The organism is Aridibaculum aurantiacum (assembly GCF_017355875.1).
Lineage (GTDB): Bacteria > Bacteroidota > Bacteroidia > Chitinophagales > Chitinophagaceae > Segetibacter > Segetibacter aurantiacus.
The window spans coordinates 430010-447380 of sequence record NZ_JAFEWC010000001.1 but is presented as its reverse complement, the minus strand read 5'-3'; the positions used below and the strand labels follow the sequence as shown (position 1 = coordinate 447380).

16 protein-coding genes and 2 tRNA genes are annotated in these 17371 nt (G+C 44.1%); 8 read left to right on the top strand and 10 right to left on the bottom strand.

All coding sequences use genetic code 11. From position 1 onward, the window contains the following. Positions 1-4: 4 nt before the first annotated feature. From J4N22_RS01910 to J4N22_RS01895, 4 genes are all read right to left on the bottom strand, one after another. The gene (locus J4N22_RS01910) at positions 5-487 is read right to left on the bottom strand and encodes a ribonuclease H-like YkuK family protein (RefSeq protein ID WP_207492017.1); all 483 of its coding nucleotides are present in this window, start codon (positions 485-487) and stop codon (positions 5-7) included. Positions 488-702: 215 nt separating this feature from the next. Further along, positions 703-775 (bottom strand) — tRNA-Gln (locus J4N22_RS01905). Between the two features lie 212 nt (positions 776-987). Beyond that, a tRNA-Lys gene (locus J4N22_RS01900) sits at positions 988-1060 on the bottom strand. Positions 1061-1247: 187 nt separating this feature from the next. Then, on the bottom strand, positions 1248-2345 hold the full coding sequence (locus J4N22_RS01895; protein WP_207492016.1) for a slipin family protein: 1098 nt from the start codon (positions 2343-2345) through the stop codon (positions 1248-1250). 1357 nt (positions 2346-3702) lie between these two features. Between J4N22_RS01895 and J4N22_RS01890 the strand changes: the two genes are divergently transcribed. Continuing rightward, positions 3703-4158 (top strand): CBS domain-containing protein, encoded by a 456-nt coding sequence (locus tag J4N22_RS01890; protein WP_207492015.1) that lies wholly within the window; start codon positions 3703-3705, stop codon positions 4156-4158. Positions 4159-4246: 88 nt separating this feature from the next. Here J4N22_RS01890 and J4N22_RS01885 read toward each other — a convergent pair whose 3' ends face one another. Then, positions 4247-5332, bottom strand: a complete 1086-nt coding sequence (locus tag J4N22_RS01885; protein WP_207492014.1) for a M48 family metalloprotease — start codon at positions 5330-5332, stop codon at positions 4247-4249. A gap of 201 nt (positions 5333-5533) precedes the next feature. On the opposite strand from J4N22_RS01885, the gene J4N22_RS01880 reads away from it, so the two are divergent. From J4N22_RS01880 to J4N22_RS01865, 4 genes are all read left to right on the top strand, one after another. Further along, entirely contained in the window at positions 5534-6145 is a 612-nt protein-coding gene (locus J4N22_RS01880; protein ID WP_207492013.1) for a 2'-5' RNA ligase family protein, read from the top strand. A 12-nt stretch (positions 6146-6157) separates the two neighbouring features. Continuing rightward, on the top strand, positions 6158-6763 hold the full coding sequence (locus tag J4N22_RS01875) for a 2'-5' RNA ligase family protein (protein ID WP_207492012.1): 606 nt from the start codon (positions 6158-6160) through the stop codon (positions 6761-6763). 234 nt (positions 6764-6997) lie between these two features. Beyond that, positions 6998-8062: a PA0069 family radical SAM protein gene (locus tag J4N22_RS01870; protein WP_207492011.1), complete on the top strand. Its 1065-nt coding sequence runs from the start codon at positions 6998-7000 to the stop codon at positions 8060-8062. Between the two features lie 197 nt (positions 8063-8259). Next, a complete protein-coding gene (locus J4N22_RS01865; protein WP_207492010.1) occupies positions 8260-8688 on the top strand; it encodes a LexA family protein in 429 nt (142 codons plus the stop codon). A 125-nt stretch (positions 8689-8813) separates the two neighbouring features. On the opposite strand, the gene dusB is transcribed toward J4N22_RS01865, so the two are convergent. Beyond that, positions 8814-9851, bottom strand: coding sequence for a tRNA dihydrouridine synthase DusB (gene dusB, locus J4N22_RS01860; protein WP_207492009.1), 1038 nt, complete (start codon positions 9849-9851; stop codon positions 8814-8816). A gap of 108 nt (positions 9852-9959) precedes the next feature. Between dusB and J4N22_RS01855 the strand changes: the two genes are divergently transcribed. The 3 genes from J4N22_RS01855 to J4N22_RS01845 are packed head-to-tail and all read left to right on the top strand — an operon-like array spanning position 9960 to position 11992. Next, the gene (locus J4N22_RS01855; RefSeq protein ID WP_207492008.1) at positions 9960-10886 is read left to right on the top strand and encodes a CPBP family intramembrane glutamic endopeptidase; all 927 of its coding nucleotides are present in this window, start codon (positions 9960-9962) and stop codon (positions 10884-10886) included. Beyond that, the gene (locus tag J4N22_RS01850) at positions 10886-11092 is read left to right on the top strand and encodes a putative signal transducing protein (protein WP_207492007.1); all 207 of its coding nucleotides are present in this window, start codon (positions 10886-10888) and stop codon (positions 11090-11092) included. The genes J4N22_RS01855 and J4N22_RS01850 overlap by 1 nt, the downstream gene beginning before the upstream one ends. 24 nt (positions 11093-11116) lie before the next feature. Beyond that, on the top strand, positions 11117-11992 hold the full coding sequence (locus J4N22_RS01845) for a phosphatidate cytidylyltransferase (protein WP_207492006.1): 876 nt from the start codon (positions 11117-11119) through the stop codon (positions 11990-11992). Between the two features lie 253 nt (positions 11993-12245). Here the strand turns inward: J4N22_RS01845 and cysS are convergent, their stop codons facing one another. The 4 genes from cysS to J4N22_RS01825 all read right to left on the bottom strand — a co-directional run bounded on the left by cysS (position 12246) and on the right by J4N22_RS01825 (position 17364). Continuing rightward, the gene (gene cysS, locus J4N22_RS01840; RefSeq protein ID WP_207492005.1) at positions 12246-13763 is read right to left on the bottom strand and encodes a cysteine--tRNA ligase; all 1518 of its coding nucleotides are present in this window, start codon (positions 13761-13763) and stop codon (positions 12246-12248) included. 411 nt (positions 13764-14174) lie between these two features. After that, positions 14175-15281, bottom strand: a complete 1107-nt coding sequence (locus J4N22_RS01835) for an endonuclease/exonuclease/phosphatase family protein (RefSeq protein ID WP_207492004.1) — start codon at positions 15279-15281, stop codon at positions 14175-14177. Between the two features lie 49 nt (positions 15282-15330). Then, the gene (locus J4N22_RS01830; protein ID WP_207492003.1) at positions 15331-16440 is read right to left on the bottom strand and encodes an endonuclease/exonuclease/phosphatase family protein; all 1110 of its coding nucleotides are present in this window, start codon (positions 16438-16440) and stop codon (positions 15331-15333) included. A 3-nt stretch (positions 16441-16443) separates the two neighbouring features. After that, the gene (locus tag J4N22_RS01825) at positions 16444-17364 is read right to left on the bottom strand and encodes a rhomboid family intramembrane serine protease (RefSeq protein ID WP_207492002.1); all 921 of its coding nucleotides are present in this window, start codon (positions 17362-17364) and stop codon (positions 16444-16446) included. Between the last annotated feature and the right edge of the window lie 7 nt (positions 17365-17371).

Below are 17371 nucleotides of genomic sequence, written 5' to 3'. Positions count from 1 at the left end.
CTTCCTACTGCACCACCTTATTCGCACAGCTTGAGCTTGCAAAGGCATGTGGCTTGGCTTTGAATGCAAACCCCATCCCCATAATATAACCCATGGCTTCTTTCAAAGCATCGTTGCTCTTGAAGTTTGGGTTGGTATTGATGTCTACGTGTACTTCCATTGCAACATTGAATGCAGTAAACAGGTCGCAGAAGCTGTATGCAACTTCAATACTCCGTGCTACTTCTTCCAGCATCCGCTGCTTGATGGGCATGCCGCGCTTCACCTGTTCGTTGGTGATGTACATGAAGCCGCCTTTGTTCTTCCGCAGAAAAACAATTACAGTGGCAAACTCAATTACCCGGCCTTTCACCTGGCTATCGGTACCAATGAACACCCGCATAGCATTGCCTGCCTCATGTTCGCGCATGAGCACTTGCCGTACTTCATCTTCGATGGGAATGGTGATCCGCTGACCACTCAACTTCCTCCATTGCTGTTGTTTCATGATCTTCTGATTTTTAAGTGGAACGCAGATTTTTATGATTATTATGATTGGTTAAGATGTTATGGGCTATCAGCGGTCATCATGATCAACCATAATCATCTGCGTTCTAACATTGAGAACGCTGATCATCATGACTATGATGATAGACTATGATCAATACATTATTAATCTGCGTATACCATGACCATCATAAAAATCTGCGTTATATGTACAAGCTGCCGGGCCTGGGCTCGAACCAGGAACATCACAGTCAAAGTGTGATATGTTAGCCAATTACACTACCCGGCAGGGTATTGAAGAAGGAACGCTGATTATCATGATTGTTATGATGAATTATGATAACAGTGACTTTCATCTCGTAAATCATGACCATCATAATCATCTGCGTTCTAGAACTGAGAATGCTGATCATCATGATCATGCTGATGGGTATGACTAGAACATTATTTATCTGCGTAAATCATGACCATCATAAAAATCTGCGTTCTATCATCCAACAGTTGGCCCGGTGCGGATCGAACGCACAACCCGCCGGTTAAGAGCCGGCTACTCTGCCAATTGAGCTACGAGCCAATAATTATTTTGTTGTTGATAATGAGCAACAGCACCTGAATATGAAACTGAAGATGAATAGCGCACCAACTGTACAAGTGTGCGACGCAACAGGAGTTGAAGAGAGGATAAATGCTTGCTACATCATTACAACATACCACAGTAGCAAGCTTGAAGAAAGGTTGAGGCGGATCCTTACCTCAACCTGTTACTTGCCACTGAAGATCTGTCGTAGCTGGTCGATCAGCACACCGTTTCCACTCACACTAATGCTATTGATCTTTTCAGCGATCTTCTCTACGTATTCCATCTCCTTCAGCTTCCACAACATCTGGTTGTCTTCCATCAGCTTGGCTGTGTTTAGCAAGCTGCGGGTGCTGGCGGTTTCTTCGCGACGCATGATGGTGTTGGCTTGCGCCTTCTTTTCGGCGATCAACACCTGGTTCATGATGTCCTTCACTTCGCCCGGCAGTATGATATCCTTGATACCAAAGCCGGTGACCTGCACACCCAGTGCTGCGGCATTGGCTGCTACGTTCTGCAAGATGACTGGCGCAATTGCTTCCTTCTTTTCAAGCAACTCATCCAAAGTCATGGTGCCGATGTATTCGCGCAATGCCAACTGGAACACTACGTATAACTGGCGATCGTATTCCTTGTTTTCCAACAAAGCCTTTTCGATGTCAGTAACCACGTACTGAGCAAAGGCGTTCACACGCAGGCCGGCCTTGTCCCTGGTCAGGATCTCCTGTCCATTGATCTCGGCTTGCTGCTGGCGGGTATCCACCTTACCTACAGTAATGGGGATACTGTTTCTCCACCACAGGTAGATACCGCTCGGCAGTTGCTGCGCATACTTTCCGTCTACAAACAGCACCGCCTTTTCGTAGCTTTCTACAGTGTAGGCACGCACATGCGGGCTTACTACCTTGCTCAGCAAAGTCGCACGGTCAATGTCTTCGGTGATCTCGATCTTGCTGATGTCAGCATATACAAACCTGTAATCGATCACACCCTTCCAGAATGCGTAGCGACCTGCAGTCAACACTTGCTTCAGCAAACCATTCACGTATTGCAATACAATTTGCTGTTCGGTTACGTCTACTACGATCAGCTGTTCAGCCAATGCAGGGTCCTGCAGCAAAATGTTTAGCTCTACGGTTGGGATGAAAGGCAGTGCACGATCATAGATCTCTACACGCTCATCGCCCCAAAACCAGTACTTACCCTCGGTAAGCATCTTCTCGTACACGCCGTTTCTAAACACCAGTCCTACCTGGTAGGCGTTGATTCTAATCCACTTCATATCTGTCGTTTTTGTTCGTTTACTAATAAAGCTTGTACGGCTCACCACCGGTGGCATTCGCGGAGGCGGGGCTCAACCACTGCTGCCCGTAACAGTTGCACAGGCATTGTACTTGCTGCTGCAAGCCTTCATGCAAGTGCAAGTGATGCGTCAGCCGGTGATGTATACACCCGTCTACTGGCGTGCTACCGGTTGCTGGTGATCAGTAGTGATTAGCAGCCGGTGAGGCGTACCTGCTTTGCTGCCATTTTTAGGGAAGCGGCATACTTCCGTGTTTCAAGCATTAAGAGTGCTTTGCATTTGGCCACTATGCTACATGTACCGAAGTACATGGCAGGATTCGAACCTGCGTTTGTTGTGTTACTCTACCACTGAGTTATCCCGTTAGGGAAGAGGAGTCGAACCTCTGACAGACACAGTCATGGAGGGCACTGCACATTGTTGCAACAGCATACAACTGATGATCATCGCTGCACTGCGGGGCTATATCGAAACCCTCGCCTGGTTTGCAGTCAACTGCCTGTACCCTTCTTCCCGTTAAGGAAGCTTTTGTGTTGATGGGGTGCATCAACGATTATTTTTAGTGGAACGCAGATTATCATGATTGATATGATGGGTTATGATAATCTGTGTTAATCACAATACTCACAATCATCTGCGTTCTATGTTTTTAAAACAAAAAGCCCGGTCATTTCTGGTGACCGGGCTTTCCTCTTCATGCTGAAGCATTACTGCTCCCGCCAATGAATATCTCCCGGTCGTATATTATCAAACTCACTATTGCGTAGTTCCAGCGCATACCTATTCCTGCCAAAGCTTTGTCCGCCTTGTTTACGCATCATGCTGCACCAGTTGTTGCTTGTGATTGATTTGTTTGCTGTCATATGTTCTATTCCTTTTTCTCCTTGTTTATTTGCTTAGCTAATAGCAATAAAAAACCTCGCTTTTTGAGCGAGGTAAATTTTATTCAGTCAGTTTTGGTTGTACTTAACTCTTAAAATGCCTCGCTAAAAAGATATAATCCATAAGTGGACTAAATCCTTTTATTGTTTCGGTATGTAAATTCCAGCGTTGCATTTCTACGTAATTATTTTGATGATGCAAACATACATGCTTCTGCTCCTCATTAACAAAATTTTGACAAATTATATTTTTTAAACATTGTTGCTATTTCTGCTGAAACTCAATGATAGCGCGTGTTTCAACAGATTGGGATGATAACTTTATTTTCATAAACATCTGTATCCTAAACATCCTTCATGCAAAAATTTTCATCTAATGGAATGATTTTTAAACAACTAAAGAATTAGCCAAACGATATTTGTGATCTATCTGCTAACTTTAAAAAAACTACTGAATGCGTACTGTACAAAATATCCTGGATATAAAAGATAAAGAAGACAATGTGATAGAACCTTCAACCATGGTAATTGATGCATTGAGGAAATTGATAGATGTAAACCTGAGTTACCTGGTAGTAATGGAAAATGGAGAATTCAAAGGTCTTTTTAGCGAACGCGATTATACGCGCAAGCTTGTGTTGCAGGATCGCTCCAGCAGGAACACCGCAGTACAGGATGTAATGACAGTTGATCTGCCTGAAGTAACACCAGACAATACAGTAGAAGAATGCATGTACCAAATGAACATTCGCGGCGCACGTTATCTTGCAGTGTATAATGAAGCAGACTTCTTAGGCATCATCACCATCCATGATCTGCTAAGGCAGGTACTGGCAAATAAGCACCAGGTCTTTGATGATACACTTACCACATCGTTATTGAACAACGATGCCAGCAGCAAGATTTTATAAGTGGATCAGCTATAAGAAATCATCTGATTGCAAAAAATAAAGCGGAGCTAAACACTCCGCTTTATTACGTTATAGGCTTGTATTGTTTTTAAGCTCTTGTTATCACACCCACACTCCTTCCATTCGAATAAATATTTCCTCTCCTGTCTACCTGCAACTGAAGCCGATCATCGTAGATAATGTACGGGTATTGTACGCTATTCGTACCCGCTATTTTAGCTACTGTTTGGATTCGGTTGCCATGTAAAACCACCACATTATTTTGAGAGGTGATAAAATACTGCTGGCGCATATTTCCATTAAACTGCAGGCGATAAACAAGGCTTTGAGTTGCTTGTCGCTGCGGATATGTAACTACACCACCACGCTGTGGATATTGGCCTCGTTGGTTACCAGTTGTAGGATAGCCGCTACCTCCTCTTTGAGGATAATTACGTTCATTACCCATGGTTCCACCTCTACCTGTTGGATATCCTCTTCTATCTTCTGATGGATATCTACCTGTGTTTGTTGATGGTTGATTTCTTCTATCACCTGCAGGAGGATAATCTATCGCCACATCATTATGATCATTTTTACGCACCTGAGTTCCATTCCAGCCTTTTGCAATAGCATTCAGCCTTTCGTTCTTTCCCGGATGCGATGCACTTCCCTGTGGTGAACTGATGAGTGCCATAGCCAGTTGCGCCTGCTGCAAGCTTGCACCCATTCTACGCAATACCAATCCTGAAAATTCATCTGAAGCTAACTCTTTAGGATGCTGGCTGCCACGGCCATCAAGCGTGTGTCCCAGCAGGTGGTGCCCAATTTCGTGAGCAAGTACACTTATAGCAGCCCATCTATCATTTGCTGCATTGTTCAGGTTATTAATGAAGCGCGGGTTATACAGTATATAACGTTTGCCGTTGTAGAACATAGCAGCAGCATTATCAACCTGCGAGGTAGAAACAACTTCAAAATTCTGCTGCTGGTCCACCACATCCATGATGTCGCCAATGATGGTCCTTGCTTCGCTGACCGAAGAAAAGCCCATGGCTAGCGAAGAAGGTTTAGCCGCAAGTACTGCAGCCATATTTATATGCTTATGCTCATGAAAGCCACCATGCGTCTGAGCTTGTACGGTTGCCGAAAACAGTAGAAGTATAAAACTGAAAAAAGTAAAAATTCTATTCATCTTCAAAAGGGTTTTAAGATGGTTAAGACTTAACGATAGCCGTTGAGTTCAACCGGCGCAACCACTTTAACAGCTTCTTTATTTTGCTCTTTCTTCTCCTTACCAGCAAGTGCCATGTTCCAATGAGCTAAAATTTAATTCCTTCTTTTGCTAAATATATTAGCATTATTATGCTAATTTTATTGTCCAATACAAAGAAGCATGAATAAAGGATTAGTAACAACTGCACCAGGAGCAAGCTGGACTCAGAACGGGCTACATGAGTACTTACTGGCAGTACAGCCGGGAGCTGATATTCATCAAAAAGTACTGACAGAAAAGGAATTACTGTATCAACTTTTTCATCATAAACCTGCAGCAGACAAGCCACATATACCGCTGGCCAGCTTCCATGCACGCGAAGACATGGAAGCCACCATTATACGTTATATGCATCGTATTTGCAGTAACCAGCAGGGTTTCCAGGTGGCGCTTAACAATTACAGCGGCATTCCACCACATACCATCTACCTGCGCGTTCAAAACCACAGCCCTTTTCAGAAATTAGCCAATGAGCTAAAATCTGTAAGCAGCTACATCAGCTCGTGCGCCTGCCCGCCAATACAACTGCATGGAACGCCTCATTTAACCATTGCCAAAAAACTACCTGCAAGTCTTTTTGAAAAAGCATTGATGGAGTATGCACAGAAAACATTTCATGAAACATTTACCGTTAACGAATTGGTGCTGCTTCGTCGGCAGAACCAGTACGACCCTTACAAGCCGGTAAACATTTTCAAACTGCAACCGGCAACCAGCGAGTTGTACAATTAGTATCAGCAACCTATGAACAACGATTTATCTAACCTGCCTGGCTATCGCTTGTGCGACTACATATTGGCAATACAACCGCACGAGGAGCTGTGGAATACGATTATCCAGGTGAAGAAGGAATTTGCTGCAACGTACGAAGCGCCATCGGCAGAATGTGGTAAGCCACAGGTCACGTTGCTCCGTTTCTCGCAGTTGCAAATGATGGAAGATAGAATCATCAGCCGGTTGAAATCCATAGCTATGGCCCTGCCTGCATTTAAAATAGAACTAAAAGATTTTGGCAGCCAGCCATCGCACACCATCTATTTAAATGTGGAAAGCAAGATACCGTTGCAAATGGCTATCAAGCACCTAAAGACGGCGCAATCGCTGCTGAAAACAAAGGAGCAAAAGCCGCACTTCATGGAGGATTTTTACATAACCATTGCGCGGCAACTACTACCATGGCAATACGAAAAGGGATGGCTTGAGTACAGCCACAAACATTTCACCGGCAGGTTTATAGCCAACAACATGCTACTGCTACGCAAAGCTGAAGGCGAAAAAAATTTCCAAACAGTGGAAAGTTTCGAGTTCCTGAATATGCCCGTGGTAACTACGCAAGGGCAACTGTTTTAGAACCATGATTGAAAAGATGCGAGAAGGATTAGGAGGAATTAGGGAGCAAGCAGTTGATCGCTGATCATCATCGTTGTGTCACTCACTTTTACTGGTGATAATTCCTTCAACTGCCCGCCTAAGCACGAAGAATAAAGAGTATCGATGTAAATAATACTTAATGCCCCTTATTGTCCTTTGTGCCTTCGTGGCACAAAAAACACTTAGCGCCTTAGCGGCCCAAAAACATACGTGATGCAAGAACAAGTGAATGAATATAAAAAAGGTCGCGGCGCCCAGTTCAACACGCACAACAAGTTCCTGAAGAACCAGCGCGTACAGGAGCATGTAGAGGGTATAGATGATTGGACTGAAAAGAACGAAGCCACACAATATTTAGAAGACAATGCAAAGAGCATTGTCAATAAGGTAGAAAGTGCTGATGTTGGTATGTACTACAGTATGAACCCGTACCAGGGCTGCGAACATGGATGCATTTACTGCTATGCCCGCAACTCCTTTGAGTACTGGGGCTACAGTGCAGGTATTGACTTCGAGCGAAAGATCATTGTAAAGAAAAATGCGCCGGAGCTGCTGCGCAAGTTCCTGATGCACCCTAAGTGGGAATGTGTACCGATCAGCATCAGCGGGAATACAGATTGTTATCAGCCGGCCGAACAGAAGTTCAGGCTTACAAGGCAGTGCCTGGAAGTATGCAATGAGTTCAACCAGCCAGTAGGTATGATTACTAAGAACGCAGGCATGCTGCGCGACAAAGACCTGCTGCAGGAGATGGGAAAGAAAAACCTGGTATCGGTGCTGGTGTCAATTACCACCTTCAACGAAGACCTGCGAAGAGTAATGGAACCGCGAACTACCACAGGCAAACAAAGAATACGATTAATAGAAGAAATGAGCAAAGCAGGTGTACGTATGGGTGTAATGCTGGGACCAATGATACCCGGGCTGAACGAACACGAGATGCACGATATCATAAAAGCAGCAAGTGATGCAGGCGCCACGTTTTCTGCTTACACATTCATCCGGTTGAATGGCGCGATCAAGTTTTTGTTTCACGACTGGCTGCACAAGAACTTTCCTGACAGAGCAGACAAAGTATGGCATATGATACAAGACAGCCACGGCGGCAAAGTAAACGACAGTGACTGGGGCCGTCGAATGCGCGGCAGCGGGAATATAGCCGACATGGTAGCCATGCAATACCGTAAGTACACCAACAAGTATGGATTAAATCATGAACGACTGGAACTTGACTGTTCGCAGTTTAGAAGACCGGGGGAACAGGGGAGGTTGTTTTAAGGTGGAAATGCAGAAGAACATTCCTGCTGCTGAACTACCGCCGCCACATGCCCTACAGATGAAGTGATTGCGACGCAACGATGACGCTATAAAAACCGTAAGCTGGTATCTAAAAAATAAAATAACCAACAACCTGCAACAGTTGTTTTTTTGGCACAATTTTGCTAAAATATTTAGCATATAAAAGAACTCATTATATGGAACGGGAAGTATATAACAGCAGCTATAAAGGCACCAAAGAATTTACACAGCACGATGTGCATAGGGCCGACGCCACCGGATTTAGCACGCCTGCCGATGAATACATGGAACGGGGGATTGACCTGAATGAACAACTGATCCGCAATAAGCCCGCTACTTTTTTCTTTCGCATGAACGGCGATGCCATGACAGGCGCCGGCATCTTTAGCGGCGATGCACTGATCGTAGATCGCAGCATTACCAATGTAAATGGCAAAGTAGTAATAGCCGTGCTGAACGGCGAGATGCTGGTGCGCAGGCTGGAAAAGAGTTTCAACAAAATAAGGCTGGTGCCGGAGACAAATAAACTAGCGCCCATAGAGGTTGATCCTTTTGCAGAATTTAGCGTGTGGGGCGTAGTGACGTATGTGATACATGAGGTTTAAGTTCCTCCTCATGTTGTTACTACTCCTAATGAAGTATGGAAAATGGTTGCCTTACAGATGCATGTATAAAAGCAAACAGCTTTTGATAATCAAAAGCTGTTTGCTACTTATTCAATGAGGTTGTGTTAAACCGGGCAATGTTCGTGGTAATTTTCCAGCACGATCTCCTGGCGTTCTACATTAAAACCGCTGTAGGTTGTTAGCACATCGTCAAGAACAGCTTCTATTTCTTCTACTGTTTTAAGCGTAACCAGCTTGTTGCGATACTCTTTTATGTTAGGCAAGCCCTTTAAATAATTTGAATAATGGCGGCGCATTTCATTTATACCAACGATTGGGCCTTTCCATTCTACTGATTTGCGCAGGTGATTTTTACTAACTGCCACCCTCTCTTCTACCGTTGGTGGCGCCAGCAGTTCGCCTGTCTGCTCGTAATGATGTATCTCGCGGAAGATCCATGGATAACCAATGGCAGCACGGCCGATCATGATGCCGTCTACGCCATACCTGTTCTTGTATTCCACGGCTTTCTGAGGGCTGTCGATGTCGCCATTACCAAAGATGGGGATCTTGATGCGCGGGTTGTTCTTCACCTTACCAATCAGTGTCCAGTCGGCTACGCCTTTGTACATCTGGCAGCGGGTACGGCCGTGGATAGCAAGCGCTTTAATTCCTACATCCTGCAGGCGCTCAGCCACTTCTTCTATATTAAGGCTGCTATCGTCCCAGCCAAGACGGGTCTTTACCGTTACCGGCAGACTGGTAGAGCGTACCACCGCATCTGTTAGGCGAACCATCAGGTCGATATCTTTCAGTACACCTGCGCCGGCACCTTTACAGGCCACCTTTTTTACAGGACAACCAAAATTGATATCAAGCAGGTCGGGATTGGTAACATCAACAATTTTAGCAGCCATGGCCAGGCTGTCTTCATCGCCTCCAAAGATCTGGATGCCTATAGGCTTTTCGTAATCAAAAATGTCGAGCTTTCGACGACTTTTGATGGCGTCACGGATCAAGCCCTCGCTGCTGATGAATTCAGTATACATCAGGTCAGCGCCATTCTCTTTGCATACTGCACGAAAAGGCGGATCGCTCACATCTTCCATTGGCGCCAAAAGAAGCGGAAAAGCCGGTAATTGAATGTTTCCAATTGTAGTCATAAATAATTTGCTGCTACCACCGGGCGGTGCATGCTTGCGGTCTTTCGTCCTTATATTGCACCCCGGTAAAAGCGTCGGCAAAGCTACGCTGTTACAGTATTACCTAATATGAATACTTACTTAAAATATCAACCGCCTGGTGTACAGTTCTTTGCTTTCCTAGGCCTGGCGGGTGGTTTTATCGTTCTCAATAGCTTGTTGACGCACTTTTTCTTCAGTGATCTAACGGCGGTTCTGCTGGATAAAACTGCAACTATAAAACCTGAAATGGTGGTACAGTTTAAAGCTGCGCAGGCTATGAGTGCCATCATTTCGTTCCTGTTGCCAGCGCTGTTGCTTGGTTACTTCTCATCGCCAAAGGCCCTGCCTTATATAGGAGTTCAACCGCGAATAAATGTATTGCTGGTACTGGTAAGCCTGCTTTTCCTGGTGGCGGTACAGCCATTTGTAGGTTGGATAGGATCGCTGAACAGTAAGATAAACTTTGGCAGCCTGCAGCAGACCATGCAGGAAACAGAAGCTACTTATAATCGCGCTTTACAGGCATTTTTAAAAATGCGCGGAGTGGGCGATGTTTTGATCAACCTGGTGATAATGGCTTTGCTACCGGCTATTGCAGAAGAAGCGTTTTTCAGAGGCGCTTTTCAAAAAGTACTACTTCGGCTTACAAAAATGCCGGTTGTTGCCATTGTTTTTTCGGCGTCCATTTTTGCTTTACTGCATGGAACCATCTTCAAGTTCCTGCCAATTTTCACCTTAGGTCTTATGCTGGGCGTCATCTACCACGTAACACGCAACCTGTGGTATACCATCATTATTCATTTTATGAACAATGGATTGGCTGTGCTTACAGTATATTTTTCACCTAAGTATCCTATGCTGGAAAAACTGGCAAATGACGAGGTAACCGTGCAATGGTATACAGCACTGCTAAGCCTGGCTGTAGCCATAGGCTTCATCTTGTTTATGTACAACAAAAGCCTGGAAGTTTTGCCCGCCAGCACTACTGAAGAAGACATTGATTATATTGCCTGATGCATAAATGGAGCCTGTTATATAGTGCGCGCACTTTGCCTGAAGCAACCATAGTACAAGGTATGCTGGAGGAAAACAATGTGCCAGTGATGGTTATGAACAAGCAGGACAGCAGTTATCTTAACTTTGGCTACATAGAAGTTTATGTCCCGTTTCACCTGATGGATGTGGCAAAACAGCTGATGGATAAGGGGCTGGCAAATTAACTCTAGAACAACACCAACTGCTTCATGGCATTTAACCTACAAACTTTTAAGACCCGTGCACTTACTGCTATCGTTTTTGTGGTGGTAATGCTGTTGGGGCTTCTTTGGAACCATTGGTCTTTTTTGATCCTGTTTTTGATCATTCATGTGGGTTGCTGGATAGAATATCAAAAGCTCATAGCAAAAATCGACACCTCCTATAACGACATCTCCTCTTTTCATAAGTACAGTAGTATACTGGCAGGCGTTGCTCTTATGCTGTGGGTAACGAATGCTTCGTTTCATTTTGCTACAGTCACGCTGCACGAGATAGGATTTTGGCTATTGCTAGTACTAGCCTTTGTGCTTCCCATTATAGAAGTATTGTTTAGCCGAAATATCAATGCAAAACATATTGGCTATTCGTTTCTTGGATTGTTGTACATCTCGCTTAGCTGGTCACTGATGATGGACCTGCGGCAAGACAACATGCAGTTATCAGGTTCAACTATAGTGGAAGACAAAGGATGGATACTGCCCATGTTCCTGCTTGCTTCTATATGGATCAATGATACGATGGCCTACCTGGTTGGATCGTTCATTGGCAAAACATCTTTGTCGCCTATCTCTCCTAAAAAAACATGGGAAGGAACCATTGGCGGTGCCATACTTTGTATAGGCGTGGTATGGCTGGTAGCACATCAATGGTTGCCGGAGATGGAGTATCAACTGGTAACGGTGGCAGCCATTGCTGCAGTTATAGGTACTATAGGCGACCTGGTAGAAAGTAAAATGAAACGTATGGCCGGCGTAAAAGACAGCGGTCACATCATGCCCGGGCATGGCGGCTTCCTGGATAGATTTGACAGTCTGCTACTAGCAACACCTTTTGTGTGGCTGGCACTGAGGATGCTTTTTTAGGGATCAGCTATGAGCTATCAGTTATCAGCTGGCATCATCTCTCGCCTCACGTGTCCTGCCTAACGACTTACTAAAACCAATTATCGGCTATGAACCATGAACTAACAGCAATCAGTTATCATCAAGAACTCATAATTCATAACTTATAATTCAACACATCCTCCCCATCATCACCATCCGCGTTATCAGCGTTCCCTGCCTGAAAACTATAACTCATCACCACCATCCGCGGCATCAGCGTTCCCTTAGCTATCTACAGGAACGAGTACGAGATGTTTCCATCCTTCTCATCTTTTAATGCTATACCCAGTTGCAGCAATTGGTTGCGGATGCTATCTGATGTAGCATAATCCTTTTTTGCTTTGGCCTGCTTGCGAAGCTCTATCAGCACCTGGATCACACCATCAAGTTTTGACTGGTCGCCTTCCAGTTCGGAGCGAAGTCCGAAGATATCTTCTACGAAAACCTTTAGCTTATGCTGTAGCAGAGTAAGCGTTTCTTTAGAAAGAGAAGCTGCTTCTATATGTTTATCTTTTATAGAATTAATGACCGGCACTATTTCAAACATACTGGCAAGAACCTTGGCAGTGTTGAAGTCGTCGTTCATGAATTCATCCAACTCATCAAGGCGCTCCAGTACATTTTCTTCCAATTCCTGGTTGATCTTACTGAAATCAAACTCCACTTCGCCCAGCTTCATTTTTTGCAAAGCTTCATAAGCTTCCCACAACCGCTTCAATCCTTTTTCAGCAGCTTGCAAAGCCTCATTGCTAAAGTCGAGTGCGCTGCGGTAATGGGTTTGCAAAATGGAAAAACGTATGGTCATAGGGCTATAAGCCTGCTGCAGTATAGGGTGCGACCCGCTGAACATTTCGGTCAGCTTGATTACGTTGTTGTAGCTTTTTCCCATCTTCTTACCGTTGATGGTGATCATGTTGTTATGCAGCCAGTACTTTACGGGCGTTACATGATTGCATACGGTGCTTTGTGCTATTTCGCATTCGTGGTGCGGAAACTGCAGATCCATACCTCCGCCATGTATATCAAACTGCTCTCCCAGGTATTTTGAACTCATTGCAGAGCACTCAATATGCCAACCGGGAAAACCTTCACCCCATGGGCTCTTCCACCGCATAATGTGTTCAGGAGGGGCATTTTTCCAAAGCGCAAAATCTGAACGATTGCGCTTTTCATCCTGGTTATCCAGTTCCCGTACGCTGTCTATCTGCTCATCCAATATGCGGCCGCTAAGCATGCCATAAGGCAATCCCTTTTTAGAAAAATCTAAATGGTATTTATCTACATCAAAATATACACTGCCATTGGCTACATAAGCATATCCATCTTCAATGATCTTTTCGATCATCACAATTTGCTCTACAATATGGCCTGTAGCGGTAGGCTCTATAGTTGGTTCCAAATTGTTGAACTGGCGCATGGCCCAATGAAAAAGATTGGTATACTTCTGCACCAGTTCCATCGGTTCCAACTTCTCCAGCACAGCCTTTTTACTGATCTTATCTTCAGCCTCTCTGCCTTCCTCTTCAAAATGTCCTGCATCAGTTACATTGCGCACATAGCGTACTTTATAACCCAGGTATTGCAGGTACCTGTATATTACATCAAAAGTTATATAAGGACGAGCATGCCCAAGGTGACTTTCGCCACTTACGGTTGGACCGCACACATACATGCCCACATGACCGGGAATTATTGGTTCAAAAACTTCTTTCTGTCGGCTCAGCGAATTATAAACTTTCAGTTGGCTCATAAGTGGAAAATGGCTACAAATGTAAGTTGGAAATCAGAAGGCAGAATTCAAAAACTAAAAAGCCGAACGAAAAAGGTAAAATGGAGAATGTCAAAGCAAAATGTAAGGCCAATTATGTGAAGCTACTAAAACCACCTAATTCCTTTCCATCGAATGATTTTGAGTTCGGCATAGCCCAAATCAAATAAAGTGTTGGATGATTATGTCAGGTTTGGGCTACGCCCAAAAAATGTATTAAACATGTTCATTTTCTACAAACGGAGTTAGGCGCTGCCCAACTGTTGGTCTGCCTGGTTTAAAGATCCAGCATCCCGTATAAACCCTCCAGCATCGGTCTCTCTATCACCTAACATCTAACGCCTCTCGCTTCTCAATCATCCATCCAGCATCAGCATCCAGCATGACCTTCCCCTACTGCTTCAAACTTACGTCTGTCACCAGCATAAGATGATCGCTCAATCCTTCATCCATCATATCAAACTGGTGGATATTAAAGTTCTTGTCTGGAAGAATATAATCAATACGAAGAGTGGGCGCAAGTGCAAGGTAGGTGCGGCCAATACCAAGCGATGATGCAAGAAATACATCCTGCCAGTCGCCGCGGATATGAAAATAAGTATAACTATTAGGCACGTCATTGAAGTCGCCAGTAATGATGGAAGGGTGCGGTGAATTATCCAATGCATCTCGAACTATACGAGCCTGTTCGCCGCGTATAGTAAAGGCCGTTTTCATTTTTTGAAAAATGGTTTTCGACGCCGCCGGATCTTCATTTTTTGCCACCTTCTTCATGCCTTCATAATCTTCTCTTTTAAAACGAAATGATTGAAGGTGGGTAGTGAACACTCTTAGAATTTTACCCGCTTTTAAAACATCTGCATATATGAGGCTTTCGCCCTGTTCACCCGGGTATCTTACTTTTCCAGAATCAACAATAGGGTATTTAGAAAAGATAATACTACCTGCCTTATAACCTTGTGGTGAGGACCGCGTAAAATCCTTAGAAAAAAAATAATAGGGAAATTTAGCAGCTATGGGCGCAATATTATCCTGGATAGAAGAAGTATTGAACTCCTGCAGGCAAACGATATCTGCATTCTGATCAATGATAACAGAAGGTATAGTGGCCCGATCGATCTTCTTAATGTCGGCTTTGTTGCTCAGCCCCTCCAGGCTCCTGATGTTCCAGTTGATCACCCTGATGCGTGCACTATCTTTTTTGTCGCTAAAGGTTTCATGTTTATTTACGGCAAACAATACGCTCAACTGCTTATAGCCTATAAGAAGTGTAACTAGAGGTATCCAAAAATATTTAGGCCTAACTACTAACCAGAAAAAGATGAAGAATAGCAGGATAATGGCAAGGTAAGGCAGCATTAACCCGAAGAACCCCATGAACCACCATGTAGCAGGATTAAGATAAGGTACAAGACATCCAACAAGAAACAGCAAAGCAACCACGCTGTTGATAACGATAATAAGATTGCGGATGATCTTCCTTAATGCCCTTGCTGCCATGTTGTAAATATATTGATTTCGTTAGCAGTAGCTTTTTCACGCCTTCACCTTAACGTTTCCACTTAAGATCAGCGAAATGCGGGTAATGATCAGAAAGCGAAAGCCTTTGTTGTTTATAGTACATGATATCAATTTCCTTATTTACCAGTATATGATCTATACGCAATGTTTTAGGCATACTATCCATACTGCCACCCAAGCCCCATGATTTTGATAAGAAAGCATCACGCATATTACCCCGCGTTTTATGGTAAGCATAAGATGCAGGCACAGAATTCATATCGGCTGCAAATACCACAGGATAAGGGCTGGCTTCTATATATTTTCTTGTAGCCGCAGCTTGTTCTGCATGATCCTGCTGTATCACTTTCAGCTTTTGAAAATTGGAGGAATTATTTATAAAGCCGGTATCATTATGAAACGGCACAGGCGGATCATGTTTCTTTTTTGCAAATAAATGAAACGACCTAAAGTGAGTGGTGATCAATCGGACTGGTTTACCCTCAAATTGTATATCTGCATAAAGTATCTTCTGCGGGTACGAAGGATCGTTCAAAACCATGCTGCCGGTATCGATCAATGGGTATTTTGAAAAAATAGCATTGCCTTGCTGCAGTGTTCCATAGGGATGCACATTATCTATCTCTTTGGGCTTGTAATAATATTTATAACCAAGTTGGCGCAGGGTTATATTATTTGACAAAAAAGATGGTCCAACGTATTCAGTCATTTCCTGCAGTAGCAATACATCGGCATTTACCTGCTGAATATACCTGAACATTCTACGGCGTACAGAATTAGCAGAATCAGCATGGTTGGCAGGATTATCAAAATTGCGAACATTCCATGCAAGCACCCGTAATGTCGCTTCTCTTCCAGGTGCTTCTGTCGAAAATATATTGAACCCAATGGTTGAGGTAATATTACTAAAGCCAAGCAGCAACAGGATAAGAAGATACAGCGCCACTTTCTTTTTTACCAACAACCAAAGAATAATATACACCAAGACAGCCAGCGCCAGGTATGGAAAACCCAAAGCAAGAAAAGCCAGCGGCCAGAGTTGCACAGGAGAAATGTAGGGAGTAAGACAACTTACAAAATATACTATGGCGAGTAGCCCTGTAGTAGCTACAAGTAGTAAGTAAAAGAATTTCCGCATCAGCTATAGTTCCTCTTTTGCCGCTTTCTTCAAAAAATCTTTCTCTTCGTCTGTTAAAGAAAAATACCCTTTCTGGTGGATCTTATCAAGCAGCTCATCAACCCGCTGCTGGGTTATATGTGGTGTTCTCTCAAAAGGTTTCTGGTCTGCTTTGTAAAACAGTTGGTGCTTCATTGTTTTTGGCGAATGCTTTTTCTCGGGGTTGAAAAGATCGTTGAGCCAGTTCACGAAATCGCTCATCCATTGCCCCCAGTCATTGCCCTGCTTTAGCTGTTGAACAAAAACAAAACCCATTGCCCCGGCAGCCACGTAAGCAGCGGCAGCACCAATACCTGCACCAATGGTAGCAAGATGTATTGCCACAAAAATGGCAGTAAAAATCCAAAGCGGAATTCCGCCATTGATCATTGGAAATATCTTGTAGCGGGGAGAAAAAGTAGTGGTGCCAATAGCTATGGCCATCAATGCCGGACCTGCACCCAGCAGCGTTGACTTTACCTGCACACTTTCGCGTAGTGCAGGAATAAGATTAATAGTAAGAATGAAAACAACAGAACCAACCAGGCCTCCGTATAGAAACAGCGGGACTACTTTTTTAGATCCAGCCAAATCGTTCAAAATAAATCCAAAGCCCCACAGCCACAGCATATTGCTTATGAAATGCCATAGGCTAACGTGGCTAAACATGTAACTGATCAGCGTCCACGGACGAGATGCAAATACATCGGCGGCAGCCGGAACTGCTATCCATGAAACGATCTCCTTCAAGAAGTCGGCCTCAGCCCTATCGTTTAGCAGGTACAATACTTTGACAAAACCAACAGCCACAAAGATTATAGCATTGAAGATGAGCAGCATTGTCAATGCATTTCCATCTTCTCCCAGCAGCGTCTTTCTCCGGCTATCTTGCTCCAGTACACTCATTGCATCC